At 75.0% G+C, this 15,036-nt stretch carries 13 protein-coding genes; 5 read left to right on the top strand and 8 right to left on the bottom strand.

Annotated features, from left to right (window positions below; translation table 11 throughout):
* Nucleotides 1-122: 122 nt before the first annotated feature.
* From JNO44_RS39795 to JNO44_RS39770, 6 genes are all read right to left on the bottom strand, one after another.
* Complete coding sequence (locus JNO44_RS39795) at nucleotides 123-1,055, bottom strand: phosphatidylinositol-specific phospholipase C (protein WP_205368841.1); 933 nt, start codon at nucleotides 1,053-1,055, stop codon at nucleotides 123-125.
* 127 nt (nucleotides 1,056-1,182) lie between these two features.
* Entirely contained in the window at nucleotides 1,183-2,145 is a 963-nt protein-coding gene (gene egtD, locus JNO44_RS39790; protein WP_205368840.1) for an L-histidine N(alpha)-methyltransferase, read from the bottom strand.
* Nucleotides 2,142-2,897 (bottom strand): ergothioneine biosynthesis protein EgtC, encoded by a 756-nt coding sequence (gene egtC / locus JNO44_RS39785; RefSeq protein ID WP_205368839.1) that lies wholly within the window; start codon nucleotides 2,895-2,897, stop codon nucleotides 2,142-2,144. The genes egtD and egtC overlap by 4 nt, the downstream gene beginning before the upstream one ends.
* Entirely contained in the window at nucleotides 2,897-4,222 is a 1,326-nt protein-coding gene (gene egtB, locus JNO44_RS39780; protein ID WP_205368838.1) for an ergothioneine biosynthesis protein EgtB, read from the bottom strand. Before egtB ends, egtC begins: the two co-directional genes overlap by 1 nt.
* A complete protein-coding gene (gene egtA, locus JNO44_RS39775; protein WP_205368837.1) occupies nucleotides 4,219-5,544 on the bottom strand; it encodes an ergothioneine biosynthesis glutamate--cysteine ligase EgtA in 1,326 nt (441 codons plus the stop codon). Before egtA ends, egtB begins: the two co-directional genes overlap by 4 nt.
* Before the next feature lie 220 nt (nucleotides 5,545-5,764).
* On the bottom strand, nucleotides 5,765-6,976 hold the full coding sequence (locus JNO44_RS39770; RefSeq protein ID WP_039630668.1) for a pyridoxal phosphate-dependent aminotransferase: 1,212 nt from the start codon (nucleotides 6,974-6,976) through the stop codon (nucleotides 5,765-5,767).
* 116 nt (nucleotides 6,977-7,092) lie between these two features.
* Between JNO44_RS39770 and JNO44_RS39765 the strand changes: the two genes are divergently transcribed.
* On the top strand, nucleotides 7,093-7,737 hold the full coding sequence (locus JNO44_RS39765; RefSeq protein ID WP_205368836.1) for a winged helix-turn-helix transcriptional regulator: 645 nt from the start codon (nucleotides 7,093-7,095) through the stop codon (nucleotides 7,735-7,737).
* 782 nt (nucleotides 7,738-8,519) lie between these two features.
* On the top strand, nucleotides 8,520-9,593 hold the full coding sequence (locus JNO44_RS39760) for a glycosyl hydrolase family 18 protein (RefSeq protein WP_205368835.1): 1,074 nt from the start codon (nucleotides 8,520-8,522) through the stop codon (nucleotides 9,591-9,593).
* On the opposite strand, the gene JNO44_RS39755 is transcribed toward JNO44_RS39760, so the two are convergent.
* The gene (locus JNO44_RS39755; RefSeq protein ID WP_205368834.1) at nucleotides 9,531-10,427 is read right to left on the bottom strand and encodes a helix-turn-helix transcriptional regulator; all 897 of its coding nucleotides are present in this window, start codon (nucleotides 10,425-10,427) and stop codon (nucleotides 9,531-9,533) included. The two genes, JNO44_RS39760 and JNO44_RS39755, sit on opposite strands and share 63 nt — an antisense overlap.
* Nucleotides 10,428-10,638: 211 nt before the next feature.
* Here JNO44_RS39755 and JNO44_RS39750 point away from each other — a divergent pair, with 211 nt between their 5' ends.
* From JNO44_RS39750 to JNO44_RS39740, 3 genes are read left to right on the top strand one after another with little or no spacing between them, the layout of a single operon-like run.
* Nucleotides 10,639-11,637, top strand: a complete 999-nt coding sequence (locus tag JNO44_RS39750) for an NADPH:quinone oxidoreductase family protein (protein ID WP_205368833.1) — start codon at nucleotides 10,639-10,641, stop codon at nucleotides 11,635-11,637.
* Nucleotides 11,634-12,908, top strand: a complete 1,275-nt coding sequence (locus JNO44_RS39745; RefSeq protein WP_205368832.1) for an acyl-CoA dehydrogenase family protein — start codon at nucleotides 11,634-11,636, stop codon at nucleotides 12,906-12,908. The genes JNO44_RS39750 and JNO44_RS39745 overlap by 4 nt, the downstream gene beginning before the upstream one ends.
* Nucleotides 12,905-14,050, top strand: coding sequence for an acyl-CoA dehydrogenase family protein (locus JNO44_RS39740; protein WP_205368831.1), 1,146 nt, complete (start codon nucleotides 12,905-12,907; stop codon nucleotides 14,048-14,050). Before JNO44_RS39745 ends, JNO44_RS39740 begins: the two co-directional genes overlap by 4 nt.
* A 35-nt stretch (nucleotides 14,051-14,085) precedes the next feature.
* Here JNO44_RS39740 and JNO44_RS39735 read toward each other — a convergent pair whose 3' ends face one another.
* Nucleotides 14,086-14,838 carry a hypothetical protein gene (locus tag JNO44_RS39735; RefSeq protein ID WP_205368830.1) on the bottom strand — a complete coding sequence of 251 codons (753 nt, stop codon included), beginning with the start codon at nucleotides 14,836-14,838 and terminating at the stop codon, nucleotides 14,086-14,088.
* Between the last annotated feature and the right edge of the window lie 198 nt (nucleotides 14,839-15,036).

Raw genomic sequence — 15,036 nt, 5'->3', positions numbered from 1 at the left:
CTTGCGCTTCAGCCGGCGCCGCCGCACCGCGCGCCGTCGTGCGGGGCGGGGGCAGCGCCGGAACCAGACATTTCAACCAGTCTGATGCACGGCGGCGCGTAGTGGTTCGGTTCGACGGCCGATCACGTGTGCGGCTGGGCCGGCAGGGTGACGCCGAGCCCGGCCAGGTTGTGCCGGATCAGCGTCTCGGCCATCCCGAACTCGTTGGGGAAGTCCATCGGGACGATGCCCAGGCCCCGCCAGGCACTGCCCTCGGCGCCCTCCAGCAGGCTCTTGACCCGCGGATTGAGCCGGTCGGCGTTGGACCGCGGCGGCAGCAGGGCGGCGGTCGAGACGTAGTTGACGAAGAGCTTGCCGGGCTGGGCGACGGCCTTGCGGAACTGCGCCTCGACCTTGGGGTACTTCCCGATCGGCTCGGTCATGTAGTCGTCCTGGATGTCGAACAGCGCCGGGTCGGCGTACCGCACCCCGCCCAGCCCGTCGGAGTCCGCCAGCAGCACGACCCGCCCCCGGGCCGCGCCCAGCGTCGGCAGCCCCTGCTCCAGCCGGAACAGCGAGCGGTAGCCCTTGCCGTCCAGGTAGATCTCGAAGATCCGGCGGAACTCCGCCGCGGAGACCTCCGAGTACTCCTGCTTGACCCGCATCAGCACGGTCTCGGACGGGTGTGCCCGCAGGAAATCCCGGCAGGCGTTGAGCACGTCGCCGAACATCAGCTCCTGGAAGAACGCGCCGTGGTGGATCGCGAAGGCGTCGTCGATGGCCCGGCAACGGACGTCCAGGAACCGGATGCCGGAGGCGAGTTGCTCGGCGACCGAGGTGTTCTGGCACTCCACCCAGGGCCCGCCGATCCGGGCGCCGGAGTCATGGGTCCCGGGGATGCTCAGCCGCTGCACGGGCGTGGCGTCGACGAGGGCGGACATCCAGTCCCGCACCGACACCGCGGCCGGGGCGGCGGCCGCCGCGGACCCGCCACCGCCGATGCCCGCGAGCAGCCCGGCGGCGGACAGCCCCGCCGCGCCCCTGAGGAAACTCCGCCGATCCAGCGCCGTGCCCATGCCCTGCCCCTCCGTCGAGCCCGTGTGGGTCCGCACGCGGCGGGCGAGCCCGGCGACACGTACGGATGTGCGATCGGGGCATCGAACCACATCGGCGGGGGACAGGGCACCCGGTGGCCGGAACGGGTCAGACCCGCAGCGCCAGCGACAGCGCGAACCGGCCGGCGCGGTCGGTCCACCACTCGGTCAGCCGCAGCCCGGCGGCGGCGAGTTCGGTGCGCACCCCCTCCTCCCGGAACTTCGCGGAGATCTCCGTGCGCAGCTCCTCACCGGCCGCGAACGGCACGATGAGGTCCACGTCTGGGATCTTGACGGTCAGTTCCGTGCGGGCCCGCAGCCGCATCTCGATCCACTCCTGTGCGGCGTTCCACCGCGCGACGTGGTCGAACGCCTCCGGGTCGAAGTCGCCGCCCAGCTCGCGGTTGATGACCGCCAGGACGTTCTTGTTGAAGGCGGCCGTCACCCTGCGGGCGTCGTCGTACGCGGCGACCAGGGTGGCCTCGTCCTTGACCAGGTCGGTGCCGAGCAGCAGGGCGTCGCCGGGCGCGAGCAGGTCGTGCACGGCGCGCAGGAACGCGGCCCGCTCGTCCGGCAGGAGGTTGCCGATGGTGCCGCCGAGGAAGGCCAGCAGTCGCGGCCCGGGCGCGGGCGGCAGGGTGAGACCCTGCTGGAAGTCGGCGACCAGGGCGTGCACGGTCAGCCCGGGGTGCTCGGCCAGCAGCCCCTCGCCGGCCGCCCGCAGCGCGGACTCGCTGACGTCGACCGGCAGGTAGGTGTGCAGGTCGGTGAGCGCGCGCAGCAGGTGGCGGGTCTTGTCGGACGAGCCGGAGCCCAGCTCGATGAGGGTGCGGGCACCGGTGGCGGCGGCGATCCGGTCCGCGGTGGCCAGCAGGATCTCGCGTTCGGCGCGGGTGGGGTAGTACTCGGACAGGGTGGTGATCTCGTCGAACAGCTCGCTGCCGCGGGCGTCGTAGAACCACTTCGGCGGCAGCTGCTTGGGCGTGCGGGACAGTCCCGCGACGACATCGGCGCGCAGTGCGGCCGCGGTGGCGTCGGCGGGCAGGGTGCGGGTGATGCTGAGCGGGCTCACGTTGCGGGCTCCTTGAGCGGGGTGAGGTGGACCTCGGTGCGAGTGGCGCACAGCAGCGTGCTCTCGGGGACCTCGGTCCAGTGGGGGGAGTCGTCATAGGGTTCGGAGGCGACGACCCGGCCGCCGCCGGGGACGGCGCGGTGGAACAGGGTGTCGCCCCAGGTGGTGGCGGCGATGCCGGTGCCGTCGGTGAGCAGCAGGTTGAGCCGGGAACCGGGGGCCGCCTCGGCGACCCCCTCCACCGTGCCGGCCAGCGCCCGCCCCAGGTCGTCGCCGGCGGCCAGCCGGTGGTGCACCAGGGCCCACAGGAACGCGGTGTCGCTGCGGGCCTGGAGCCGCAGCAGCTCCGCCGCGGGCAGCCCGGCGGCCAGCGGCGCCAGGGCGTCCGGCCAGCCGGCCACCGCGCCGTTGTGGCTGAAGAGGTACCGCCCGGAGGCGAACGGCGCGGCGGCGGCCTCGGCGTCGGCGCCGGCCACGGTGGCGTCCCGGACCGCGGCCAGCAGCGCCCCGGTGCGGATCACCCGGGCCAGGTCGGGCAGTTGCTCGTCGGCCCAGATCGGGCCGGCCCGGCGGTAGCGGGCCGGCACCGGGTCGCCGGGCGCGTACCAGCCGACGCCGAAGCCGTCCGCGTTGACCGTGCCGTGCCGCTGGTGGCGCGGCGCCCAGGACTGCCGGTACAGCCCGTGCGGCGGCGCCAGCACCACCTGACCGAGCGGTGTCTCCGGCCCCAGATAGGCGAGATGACGGCACATCAGATGAGGTCCTCGGCCGCCGGCCCGGCGTCCCGCGCGGTGCGGAACCCGGCGAAGATCTGCCGCCGCACCGGGAGGTCCCAGTTGCGGAAGGTGCCGCGGCAGGCGACCGGGTCGACGGCGAACGAGCCGCCGCGCAGCACCTTGTGCGCGCTGCCGAAGAACACCTCGGAGTACTCCCGGTAGGGGAACGCGGCGAAGCCGGGGTAGGGCAGGAAGTCGCTTGCCGTCCACTCCCAGACGTCGCCGATCAACTGGTGGACGCCGAGCGGCGAGGCGCCGTCGGGGTAGCTGCCGACCGGGGCCGGCCGCAGGTGCCGCTGGCCGAGGTTGGCGTGCTCCGGGGACGGGTCCGCGTCGCCCCACGGGTAGCGCCGGTCCCGCCCGGACGCCGGGTCGTGGCGGGCCGCCTTCTCCCACTCGGCCTCCGTGGGCAGCCGCCGCCCGGCCCACCGCGCGTACGCGTCCGCCTCGTACCAACTGACGTGCAGCACCGGCTCGTCCGGCGGCACCGGCTCGGTCACCCCGAACCGGCGGCGCAGCCACTGCCGGCCCTCCAGCCGCCAGAACAGCGGTGCCCGCAGACGGTGTTCGCCGACCTGCGCCCAGCCCTCCGGGGCCCACCAGCGCGGGTCGTCGTAGCCGCCGTCCTCGATGAAGCGCTGGTAGGCGCCGTTGCTCACCGGGGTGGTGTCGAGGAAGAACGACGGCACCGTCCGCCGGTGTGCGGGGCGTTCGTTGTCCAGCGCCCAGGGCTCGGTGGACGTCCCCATCAGGAACGGCCCGCCGGGGACCAGCACTTCGGACGGCAGGGGGCCGGTGGGCGCGGGCGGCGGCTCGGGTGCGGTGAGCACCGGCGGGCCCTTCCGCAGCTGATGGGTGATCAGCATCGTCTCGTCGTGCTGCTGTTCGTGCTGGGCGATCATCCCGAAGGCGAAGCCGGCCGACAGCAGTGGGCCGCCGTGCAGCTCGGCGCGCTCCAGGACGTCCAGCACCCGGCCGCGGACCTCGGCCACATAGTCGCGGGCCTCGGTCGGCGGCAGCAGCGGCAGCGCGGGCCGCTCGGCCCGCGGGTGCTCGAAGGCGTCGTAGACGGAGTCGATGTCCGGGCGCAGCGCGTCACGACCGCCGACGGTGCGCAGCAGCCACTGCTCCTCTTGGTTGCCGATGTGCGTCAGGTCCCACACCAGTGGGGACATCAGCGGCGAGTGCTGGGCGACCAGGTCGGGGTCCTCGACGCAGCCGGTCAGCAGGCGGGTGCGGTCGCGGGCGGCGAGCAGCGCCGCGGCGGCCCGCTCCCGGAACGGCTCGGGGTCGATGGTCACAGGCTGTCCTTCCCACGGATGAGGCGGCCCTCGGCCGCGGTGCCGGGCCCGCCGCCCGCCGGGTCCGGGCCGCCGGCGTCCGCCGCGGGCAGCGCGTTCAGCTGGTCGTCGGCGGGGCACCGGCCGCGCGCCACATAGCGCTCGGTGAACTCCGCGACCGCCGCGCGGATCCCGGGGGCGGCGCCCAGCCGCGGCAGCGCCTCCTGCGCGGCGGCGAAGCAGGCGACCGCGGCGGCGCCCAGCTCGGGGTCGGTGAGCCCGTCCCGGGCCGCGGTCCGCCACAGCGGGTTCTCCGGCGGCGGGCGCAGGCCGGCGGTCTCTGCAAGGGGTTTGACGGTCCGATAGGCGAACTCGGCCGCCTCCGGATCGTCGAACAGGGCGGCGGTGACGGCCAGCGGCACGATCCACCCGTCCGGGCCCGGCTGCGCGTCGATCATCCGCAGCTCCAGATGACCGCGCGGCCGCACCGGCGGGAAGAGCGTGGTGACGTGGTAGTCCAGGTCCTCCCGCGTCACCGGCCGGGGCAGTCCGGTGCGGATCCACTCGCGGAAGGTGAGGCCCTCCGGGACGTCCCAGGGGCCGTCCTGGCTCCGGACGCACATCACCGGGGCGTCCAGGGCGTAGCGGGCCCACGCGGTGCGCGGCTCCGCGTCCTGGGGCGGGGCGAGGGTGCGGCCCGGGTCGATCTGCGTCCAGATGGCCTGGCGGGTGGTGCGGTAGCCCGTCGGGCGCCCCTCGGCGAGCGGGGAGTTGGCGAACGCGGCGGCCAGCACGGCGCCCAGCAGGTGCGCCAGCAGCCACCGTCTGCCGAGCCCCAGCGGCCCCGGCTCCTCGTGACCGGCGTCCACGCAGACCTGCACGGAGGCGGTGCCGCACATCATGGACCGGCCGGCCGGTCCGTGCCGGTCGAAGTACGCCTCCATGGCGTTGTAGCGCGGTGCGGTGAGAACCCGTCGGGGCGGGTGCCAGGGATTGTGGCCGTGGCCCGCGAGACCGAGGCCCAGTTCCCGCAGGACGGGCCGGACCCGGGCGAGATCGGCGGCCACCGCCTCGACGCAGGCGGTGAGGGAGTCGGCGGGCAGCGAGCTGAGCTCCAGCTGGCCGCCGGGTTCGAAGGTGAGGCAGGAGTACAGCGGCTGGGCGCGCAGTGCGCGGGCCGCCTGGTGCATCCGATCCGGTGAGACCGGACATCGGGGGTTGTGCGCGTCGTGGACCAGCAGTTCTATCTCGACGCCTATGCGGCGCGGCGGGCCCGTCTTGAAACAGATCCCACTCAGGTGCGCCTCAAGTTCCGCTTCCGATACCGACGGTCGTACGGGCATCGCTTCCCTCTCCCCTCCGGGCGGCGGCAGGATTGCCGCCCTCCACCTAAGCCGCTGCGGGCGGTCCGCTCAAGAGCGCCTGCCCGCGGCGGGCGGGCCGGCACGGAGGACCGGGCAGGTGGGACGGGGGAGCAATGCGGGGAAACCAGTACACCCGTTCGGGTGGTGCGCGACCGTGGTCGCGGCCGGGACGGCGGGTGCCCCGGCCGCGCCGCCCGCCCTACTGCCGGTACCCGGCGAGGAAGCGTCCGATCCGGCCGATCGCCGCATCGAGGTCGTCGGCGTGCGGGAGGGTGAGGATCCGGAAGTGGTCCGGGCGCGGCCAGTTGAAGCCGGTGCCCTGGACGACCTGGATCTTCTCCCGCAGCAGCAGGTCGAGCACGAACTTCTCGTCGTCGTGGATCTTGTGGACCGCCGGGTCGAGGCGGGGGAACGCGTACAGCGCGCCCTTGGGCTTGACGCAGGAGACGCCCGGGATCTCGTTGAGCCGCTCCCAGGCCCGGTCGCGCTGTTCGCGCAGCCGGCCGCCGGGGAGGACCAGGTCCTTGATGGTCTGCCGGCCGCCGAGCGCCGCCTGGATCGCGTACTGCGCCGGGGCGTTGGGGCACAGTCGCATGGAGGCGAGGGTGCCCAAGCCTTCGAGGTAGTCCGCGGCGTGCTCCTTGGGGCCGGAGACCACCAGCCAGCCGGAGCGGAACCCGGCCACCCGGTAGGACTTGGACAGACCGCTGAAGGTCAGGCACACCAGGTCCGGGGCGAGCACCGCGGCGTGGTGGTGGACGGAGTCGTCGTACAGGATCCGGTCGTAGATCTCGTCGGCGAAGACCATCAACTGGTGGCGGCGGGCCAGGTCGAGCATGCCCTCCAGCAGCTCGCGCGGATAGACCGCGCCGGTGGGGTTGTTGGGGTTGATGATGACCAGCGCCCGGGTCCGGTCGGTGATCTTCGAGGCGAGGTCGTCGAGGTCCGGCAGCCAGTCGGCGGACTCGTCGCACAGGTAGTGCACCGGCTTGCCGCCGGCCAGGCTGGTGACGGCCGTCCACAGCGGGAAGTCGGGTGCCGGGATGAGGACTTCGTCCCCGTCGTCCAGCAGTGCCTGGACCGCCATCGAGACCAGCTCGGAGACGCCGTTGCCCAGATAGACGTCGTCGACGTCGACGTCCGTCAGCCCGGCCTCCTGGTAGCGCTGGGCCACCGCGCGGCGGGCGGCGAGGATGCCCCGGGACTCGGTGTAGCCGTGCGCGCGGGAGAGGTTGCGCATCACGTCCTGGAGGATCTCCTCCGGGCACTCGAAGCCGAACAGCGCCGGATTGCCGGTGTTCAGCCGCAGCACGCTGTGGCCGGCTTCCTCCAACGCGTCCGCGTGCTCGATCACTGGCCCGCGGATCTCGTAGCAGACGTCGGCCATCTTGCTGGACTGCTTGAACTGCATGCGGCGGCCTCCCTGGTCCTCTCGCCCGCCGCGGGGCGCGGCAGCACGCGTGACACCGTACTTGGTTTTCCCAACTTCTAGCTTGGAAAATCCAATCACATGTCTATGCTGGTGTCATGCCGCGCCGAAGTTATGACCAGTACTGCGCCGTCGCCCGGGCCCTGGACGCCGTCGGCGACCGTTGGACGCTGCTGATCGTCCGGGAACTGCTGGGCGGCTCCCGCCGCTACACCGACCTGCACGCCGACCTGCCGGGCGTCAGTACCGACATGCTCGCCTCCCGCCTGAAGGACATGGAGCGCGACGAACTGCTCACCCGCCGCCGCCTCCCCCCGCCGGGCGCCGCCTTCGTCTACGAACTCACCCCGCGCGGCCGCGCCCTGCTCCCGGCCCTGACCGCGCTCGCCGACTGGGGCGCCCCGGCCCTCGACGAGCGGCGCCCCACCGACGCGGTCCGCGCCCACTGGTCCGCGGTCCCGCTGATGGCCCGGCTCGCCCGGCACTACCCCGGCGACACGGTCCGCGTCATCGACATCGCCCTGGACGAGGGCGCCTTCCACATCGTCCTCGACCCGGACGGCCCGGCCGCCGCCCGCTACGCCGACGGCCCCGCCACCCACCCCGACACCGTCCTGCGCATGGACGCCGCCACCTGCGTCGCCCTGGCCCAGGACCGCCTCACCCTCGCCGAGGCCCTCGCGGCCGGCCGGATCGAGGAGACCCGTCCCGGCGAACGCACCCCGGCCCCGACCACGACCTGAACGACGACCGACCGCCCTCGCGGCCGGCGACCGCCCCGCGTCGCCGGCCGCCGTCCTTGCCGCGGCCCCCCGCCCGTGTCACCGTCCGTCCGGTGAACACCCACCGGACACCGCCACCCGCGCCCTCCGGAACGGGCCGCTGGCACACCCACGACGTCACCCTCCACCCGGACCGGGTCGTCAAACGCTTCCGCGCCGCCGAAGGGCCCGGCCCCTATGAGCGCGAACGGCGCGCGCTGACCCTGCTCGGCAGCAACGCCCCGGGCGGCGCCCCGGCCCTGCTGAGCGCCCGCGCCCCGGCGCACGCCGGCGAACCGCCCACCCTGGTGATGTCCCGGCTGCCCGGCACCCCCTTGCGTGGAAACCCCCCTGATCGAACGGCAGTTGGCCGCCTGGGCGCAGACCGTCCGCACCCTCCACGCCGCGCTCCCGCCCGACGAGCTGGCCCGGCTCCCCCTGCGCCACGGCCACCAACGGGACACCGTCGCGCGGGTGCGCGCCTGGTACGCGACGCCGCCGCAACGGGGACTCGCCCCGACCGTCCGGGCGGCGATCCGGGCCGGCCGAAGCCACCCGCCTCCGGGACTGCCGCACCCTGCTCGCCCTGGTCTGGCTCTTCCTGCTCGCGCACGACGACCCGGCGCACCCGCGGAACCCGCCCGGCACCGCGGAACGGCAGGCCCGGCGGCTGTGCCGGCGGCTCGACGGCACGGGGTAGCCGCCATCCCGCCGTTCGGCCGCGTCGAGGAGTGCCGGGGGCCGGATCGGGCGAGGCTCGGGACATGACGTGGACGTGGCGGGTGCGGAAGCGGGCCGGCGGAGTGCTGTTGCTGGCCCTGGTGTTGGTGGCGGGGGCGGTGCTGCCGTCCGGGGCGGCTCCCGCGCCCCGGACACGGGAGCGCGGGATGTCGGCGTGGCTGCCGTTCTGGGGTGACGTCGAGGGGGCCTACCGGGACGCGCTGGCGCACGCCGGGCAGCTGCACACGGTCAGCCCCTTCTGGTACGAGGCGACGTCCGAGCGCGCGGTCACCGGCCGGCCCGGCGCGGTCCGCCCGGACATGGTGGCGGGGCTGCACCGGGCCGGCATCGCGGTGGTGCCCACGGTGACCGAGACGCCGGACGCCACGGCGATGGAGGCACTGCTGCACGACCCGGCGCGGCGCCGGACCCATGTCGACGCGCTGGTGGCGACGGTGGCGCGCCAGGGGTACGACGGCATCGACCTGGACTACGAGACGATGGCTGTGACCGGCGACGCGGCGGCTCGGGCGCGGGTGCGCAGTGGCTACGTCACGCTCGTCGGCGAGCTCTGCGCCCGGCTGCACGGCAGCGGCAAGGCGTGCGTGGTGACGGTGATGCCACGGACCCGCGGCGCTGGCGCGGCCTTCGATTACCGGAAGCTGGGCGCGCTCGCCGACACCGTGCGGTACATGGGCTACGACCTGCACTGGTCCATGGGGGAGCCGGGACCGCTGTCCTCGAAGGAGTGGTACGCGGAGATCCTGCGCCAGGCCACCGCCGAGGTGCCCCGGGACCGGATCGAGCTGGCGTTCCCCGGATACGGCTGGGACTGGGTGCCGGGCAGCGGCCGGCGCGCCACGCACGTGACCTGGCACGAGGCCGAGGCGCTGCGGAAGCGGGTGGGCGCCCCGTACACCTTCGACGAGGTCTCCGGCACCCCGCACTTCCGCTACGCGCGTGGCGGCGAGCGGCACGAGGTCTGGTACCAGGACGCGCGGGGCGTCCGGGCGCAGCTGCCGCTGCTGGCGGAGTACGGGGTGCGGGGCCGGGGCCTATGGGCGCTGGGGTTCGAGGACCCGGACGTCTGGGCCGCGTTCCGCGGCGAGCAGTCGTAGCGCGGCCTCGGAGGGCGAGCCCGCGGGGGCGGAGAACATCAGGACGCCCTGGCCGGAGCCGTCGGGGGTCTGCATCATCTCGAAGTCCAGGGCCAGTTCGCCCACCAGCGGATGGCGGAAGTGCTTGGTGCCGAAGGTGCAGTTGTTGACCACGTGGCGCGACCACAGACCGCTGAACTCGGTGCTCTTCATGGACAACTCGCCGATCAGCTCGGCCAGTTGCTGGTCGTCGGGGCGCTGCCCGGCGGCCACCCGCAGGGAGGCGACCGCGCGCCGGGTCTCCTCCTCACGTTGGGGGTAGAGCTCGCGGGTGTGCGGGTCGAGGAAGAGCAGCCGCTGGGTGTTGGGCCGGTCCGGCGGACGGGACGGGCTGTCGAAGTCCAGATGGCCGGCGATCAGGGCGTGCCCGAGGCGGTTCCACGCCAGCACCTCGAAGCGCGGCCCGAGGGCGAGGGCCGGCACGCCCTCCACGGCGGCGAGCAGCTGCCGCACGCCGGGGCGGGCGGTGTCGGGGCGGACCGCCGGGCGGCGCCGGTTCGGCGTCGGGCGGGCGAGCTGCCGCAGATGGGCGCGCTCGTCGGGGGTCAGCCGCAGCGCCCGGGCCAGGGCGTCCAGCACGCCCTCCGAGGCGTTGTGGCTCTGGCCCTGTTCGAGGCGGGTGTAGTAGGCGACGCTGACGCCGGCGAGCTGGGCGAGCTCCTCGCGCCGCAGCCCGGGGACCCGGCGGCGCGCCCCGTAGGAGACCAGGCCGACGTCCTCCGGCTGCAGCCGGGCGCGGCGGGTGCGCAGGAAGTCCCCCAGCGCGGAGGGGCCGGTGGCGGCGGATGCGTCCATGCCCGCCAGTGTGCGTCACGCGGTGGCCGGGCCGCCTGTCCCTGTCAGGGGCAGGCTGCCGGCCGGGGCCCGCCCGGGCCCGCCGGATCACCCGCGACGGGGCCGGCCGGAACTGTTCCCTGGACGTTACCGACTGCTTAGTATGCCCGTGGCGAGGGCCGGATCCGGCCCTCGCATCGGCCGTACGACTTCAGGTCTGTGGAGGCATCACGTGAAGGCATGGCGCGTGCACGCGAACGGGGAGCCGCGAGCGGTGATGCGGCTGGAGGAGGTACCGGACCCGCAGCCCGGCCCCGGCCAGCTGCTGCTGCGGGTGCGGGCCGCCAACGTCAACTTCCCCGACGCGCTGCTGTGCCGGGGCCAGTACCAGGTCCGGCCGCCGCTCCCGTTCACCCCCGGCGTGGAGATCTGCGGCGAGGTGCTGGCGGTGGGCGACGGCGCGACCGGCGAGGTCGGCGCGCGGGTGCTGGCCCAGCCGGCACTGCCCGGCGGCGGCTTCGCGGAGCTCGCCGTCGCCGACGCCGCGGCGGTCCGGCCGGCCCCCGAGGCACTGGACGACGCCGAGGCCGCCGCACTGCACATCGGCTACCAGACCGGCTGGTTCGGACTGCACCGCCGGGCCCGGCTCCAGGCGGGCGAGACGCTGCTGGTGCACGCCGCGGCCGGCGGCGTCGGCAGCGCCGCGGTCCAGCTCGGCCGGGCCGCCGGCGCCCGGGTCATCGGCGTCGTGGGCGGCCCCGAAAAGGCCCGCACCGCCGGCGAGTTGGGCTGCGACCTGGTCCTCGACCGGCGATCCGACGACCTCGTCGCGGCGGTGAAGGAGGCCACCGGCGGACGGGGCGCGGACGTGGTCTACGACCCGGTGGGCGGCGACGCGTACGCCAAGTCCACCAAGTGCATCGCCTTCGAGGGCCGGATCCTCGTCGTCGGCTTCGCCAGCGGCGCCATCCCCACCCCGGCCCTCAACCACGCCCTGGTCAAGAACTACGCGATCCTGGGCCTGCACTGGGGCCTGTACAACACCAAGGACCCGGCCGCCGTCGACGCCTGCCACGAGGAGCTGACCGAGCTCGCCGCCCAGGGGGCGATCAAGCCCCTGATCGGCGACCGGGTCCCCTTGGCGGGGGCCGCCGACGCCGTCCAACGGGTCGCCGACGGGGACTCCGTCGGCCGCCTCGTGGTGGTTCCCGGAACGGAGGAGAACCGATGACCGACGCCGCCGACCTGCGCCGGCGCACCGCCGAACTGCTCGCCACCCACCCGCCCACCCGTCGCCCAGCACCGCCCTTGGCCGAGGGCCCTGCGGGCCCGCATCTTTGGTCCGACACCGACCGGCTGGACTTCCTGCGCGCCCGCTTCGACGCCGGGCTCGCCTGGGTGCACTTCCCCGAGGGCCTGGGCGGCCTGGACGCCCCGCGCTCCCTTCAGGCCGTCGTGGACGCCGAACTCGCCGCCGCCGGCGCCCCGGACAACGACCCCGGCCGGATCGGCATCGGCCTGGGCATGGCCGCCCCGACGATCCTCCGCTACGGCACCGAGGAGCAGAAACAGCGCTTCCTGCGGCCCCTGTGGACCGGCGAGGAGGTGTGGTGCCAACTGTTCAGCGAGCCCGGCGCCGGCTCCGACCTGGCCGCGCTGGCCACCCGCGCCGTCCGGGACGACAACGGCAACTGGGTGGTGGACGGGCAGAAGGTCTGGACCTCCAGCGCCCATCTGGCGCGCTGGGCGATCCTGGTCGCCCGCACCGACCCCGCCGTGCCCAAGCACCAGGGGCTGACGTACTTCGTCTGCGACATGACCGACCCCGGCGTCGAGGTGCGCCCGCTGCGCCAGATCACCGGCGAGGCGGAGTTCAACGAGGTCTTCCTCAGCGGCGTGCGGATCCCCGACGCCCAGCGCCTCGGCGCCGTCGGCGACGGCTGGCAGGTCGCCCGCACCACCCTGATGAACGAACGGGTCGCCATCGGCGGCGCCCGCAGCGCCCGCGAGGGTGGGATGATCGGCGTGGCCGCGGCGGCTTGGCGCGACCGCCCCGAGCTGCGCACCCACGACCTGCACCGGCGGCTGCTGACCCTCTGGGTGGAGGCCGAGGTCGCCCGCCTCACCGGCGAACGGCTGCGCCAGCAACTCTCCCGCACGCTCAACTCCGTTCGAGCGGGAGGCACCCCCACGGGCCAGCCCGGCCCCGAGGGCAGCGGCATGAAACTGGCCTTCGCCCGGCTCGCCCAGCAGATCAGCGGCTGGGAGGTGGAGTTCCTCGGCGAGGACGGACTCACCTACGACGACTGGACGTTGCGCCGCCCCGAGGGCGTCGACTTCACCGGCCGTGAGGCCGGCTACCGCTATCTGCGTGCCAAGGGGAACTCCATCGAGGGAGGCACCTCCGAAGTGCTGCTCAACATCGTCGCCGAGCGCGTCCTGGGCCTGCCGCCCGAGCCGCGCACCGACAAGGACGTCGCGTGGAAGGACCTCCCCCGATGACCCCCACGACCCCCGCCGCCGAACCCGACCTCCTCTACTCCGAGGACGAGGACGCCCTGCGCGCCGCCGTACGGGCCCTGCTCGCCGACCGCTGCGGTCCGGCCACCGTGCTCGCCGCCCTGGAGACCGGCCGGCCCTACGACCCGGAGCTGTGGCGGTCCCTGACCTCCGAGATCGGCGCCGCCGGACTGCTGGTCCCCGAGAAGTTCGGCGGACAGGGCGCGGGCCCCCGGGAGGCCGCCGTCGTCCTGGAGGAACTGGGCCGCGCGGTGGCGCCGGTGCCCTATCTGACCAGCGCGGTCCTCGCGGTCACCGCGCTGCTGGGCTGCGACACCGACCGGACCGAGGTCGCCGGCCCGCTGGCCGACCTCGCCGAGGGCCGCACCGTCGGGGCGCTCGCCGTCCCGCTGCCGACCGCGCCCGGCGGGACCGGCCCGGCCACCGTACGGGCGGACGCCGACGGCGCGCTCACCGGGCGGGTCACCTCGGTCGCGGACGCCGCCGGCGCCGGACTGCTGCTCGTCCCGGCCGAGGGCCCGGACGGCCCGGCGCTCTACGCGGTGGACACCGCGGCGGACGGCGTGTGCACCGAGCCGGTCACCCCGCTCGACCTGACCCGGCCGCTGGCCCACGTGGTCTTCGAGGGCGCCCCCGGCCGCCCGCTGGCCCGCGGGGAGCGGGCCCGTGCCGCCGTGGAGCGCGCGCTGCGCACCGGCGCCGGACTGCTCGCCTCGGAGCAGCTCGGTCTCGCCGAGTGGTGCCTGACCGAAACCGTGCGGTACACCGGCGAGCGCACCCAGTTCGGCCGCCCGATCGGCTCGTTCCAGGCGCTCAAGCACCGGATGGCCGCGCTGTGGTTGGACGTCGCCTCGGCCCGGGCCGCGGCCCGCAACGCCGCCGACGCGCTGGCCGGCGACGGCCCGGACGCGCCGGTGGCGGTCGCGGTGGCCCAGGCGTACTGCGCGCCGGTGGCGGTGCGCGCCGCGGAGGAGTGCATCCAGCTGCACGCCGGCATCGGGATGACCTGGGAGCACCCCGCCCACCTCTACCTCAAGCGCGCCAAGACCGACGAACTCGCCCTCGGCACGCCGGGGCGCCACCGGGACGCGCTGGCCACCCTGGTGGACCTGGCCGCGCCCTAGGCCAGGTCCGCGAAGTCCCGCCTGCTGTCGTCCCGTCAGTTCGTGACGGCGAACGGTCGGCTGAAGGCGTGCGCCGTGCCGTTGCCGGTGGTCACCTCCAGGGCGTAGGCCGGGCCGGGCGGCACCTCGGGCAGGGTCACCAGGACCTCGCCGGCCCGGCCGGCACCGGCCCGTGGGGAGACCAGCGCCAGCCGCTGTATCCGACCGGGGCCGGCCGCCGCGTTCAACCAGACGTCCACCTCGGTGCCGGTGGTGTTGGTCCAGGCGACCGGGAAGCTGCCGTTGACCCGCAGGCTCGTCTGGTCGGCGGGCGCGGTGACCTGGATCCGCCCGGCCGGGGGCCGCCCGGTGCCGGGCGCCGCCGCGTCCGGCGGGGAATCGGCGGGGCGGGCCCGTGCCGGGCCCGGCACGGCGGCCGCGGCGTCGGCGTCCGGGGCCTGCTGGTCATCCGGAGCCTGCCGGTTCTCCGGAACCCCCGGGTCCGCTGGATCCTCCGGGCCCGCCGGATCGTCCGAGCCGGCGCGATCCACCGGCCCGTCGCGATCCACCGGCCCCTCCCGGTCCTCCGAGACGGCGGGGTCCTCGGGGACGTCCGGCCCGCGGTGGGTGACGGCGGCGCGGCCGGTGGTCGCGGTGCGCGCGGCGACCGCGGGGGAGACGGTGGGGGCGGTGGGGCGGGCGGAGCCCACATGGTGCGCGGGGGCCAGTTCGAGGACCAGCGTGCAGCCGACCGCGGTGGCGGCGACCGCGATGGCGAGGGAGTTGGCCGCCTCGGCGACCTTGCCCATCGCGTCCTCCTTTCCTCGGGGAGGGACGAGTCGTTCCTCGGGTCCTTGCGCCGGCGCTGCCGCGGGGCGCGCCCGGGCGTCGTCGGGGAGGGACGAGCCGGAACATCCCCGGCGACCTTGATCATCAAAGGCCCGCGCCCGGCGACCACCTGCTTGGACAGCTCCGGCGCGACAGCTCGGCGGCGCGGCGGGATACTG

This window comes from Streptomyces noursei (genome assembly GCF_016917755.1).
Classification (GTDB): Bacteria; Actinomycetota; Actinomycetes; order Streptomycetales; family Streptomycetaceae; genus Streptomyces; species Streptomyces yunnanensis.
Note: the sequence above shows the minus strand (reverse complement) of the source record. Positions and strands in the feature narration are given on the sequence as shown.

What these genes read in the sequence shown, in the direction of transcription:
- JNO44_RS39795 (WP_205368841.1), bottom strand. Translation starts at nt 1,055, where the DNA reads ATGGGCACGGCGCTGGATCGGCGGAGTTTCCTCAGGGGCGCGGCGGGG.
- egtC (WP_205368839.1), bottom strand. Translation starts at nt 2,897, where the DNA reads ATGTGCCGTCATCTCGCCTATCTGGGGCCGGAGACACCGCTCGGTCAG.
- egtA (WP_205368837.1), bottom strand. Translation starts at nt 5,544, where the DNA reads ATGCCCGTACGACCGTCGGTATCGGAAGCGGAACTTGAGGCGCACCTG.
- JNO44_RS39770 (WP_039630668.1), bottom strand. Translation starts at nt 6,976, where the DNA reads ATGCAGTTCAAGCAGTCCAGCAAGATGGCCGACGTCTGCTACGAGATC.
- JNO44_RS39765 (WP_205368836.1), top strand. Translation starts at nt 7,093, where the DNA reads ATGCCGCGCCGAAGTTATGACCAGTACTGCGCCGTCGCCCGGGCCCTG.
- JNO44_RS39760 (WP_205368835.1), top strand. Translation starts at nt 8,520, where the DNA reads ATGACGTGGACGTGGCGGGTGCGGAAGCGGGCCGGCGGAGTGCTGTTG.
- JNO44_RS39755 (WP_205368834.1), bottom strand. Translation starts at nt 10,427, where the DNA reads ATGGACGCATCCGCCGCCACCGGCCCCTCCGCGCTGGGGGACTTCCTG.
- JNO44_RS39745 (WP_205368832.1), top strand. Translation starts at nt 11,634, where the DNA reads ATGACCGACGCCGCCGACCTGCGCCGGCGCACCGCCGAACTGCTCGCC.
- JNO44_RS39740 (WP_205368831.1), top strand. Translation starts at nt 12,905, where the DNA reads ATGACCCCCACGACCCCCGCCGCCGAACCCGACCTCCTCTACTCCGAG.
- JNO44_RS39735 (WP_205368830.1), bottom strand. Translation starts at nt 14,838, where the DNA reads ATGGGCAAGGTCGCCGAGGCGGCCAACTCCCTCGCCATCGCGGTCGCC.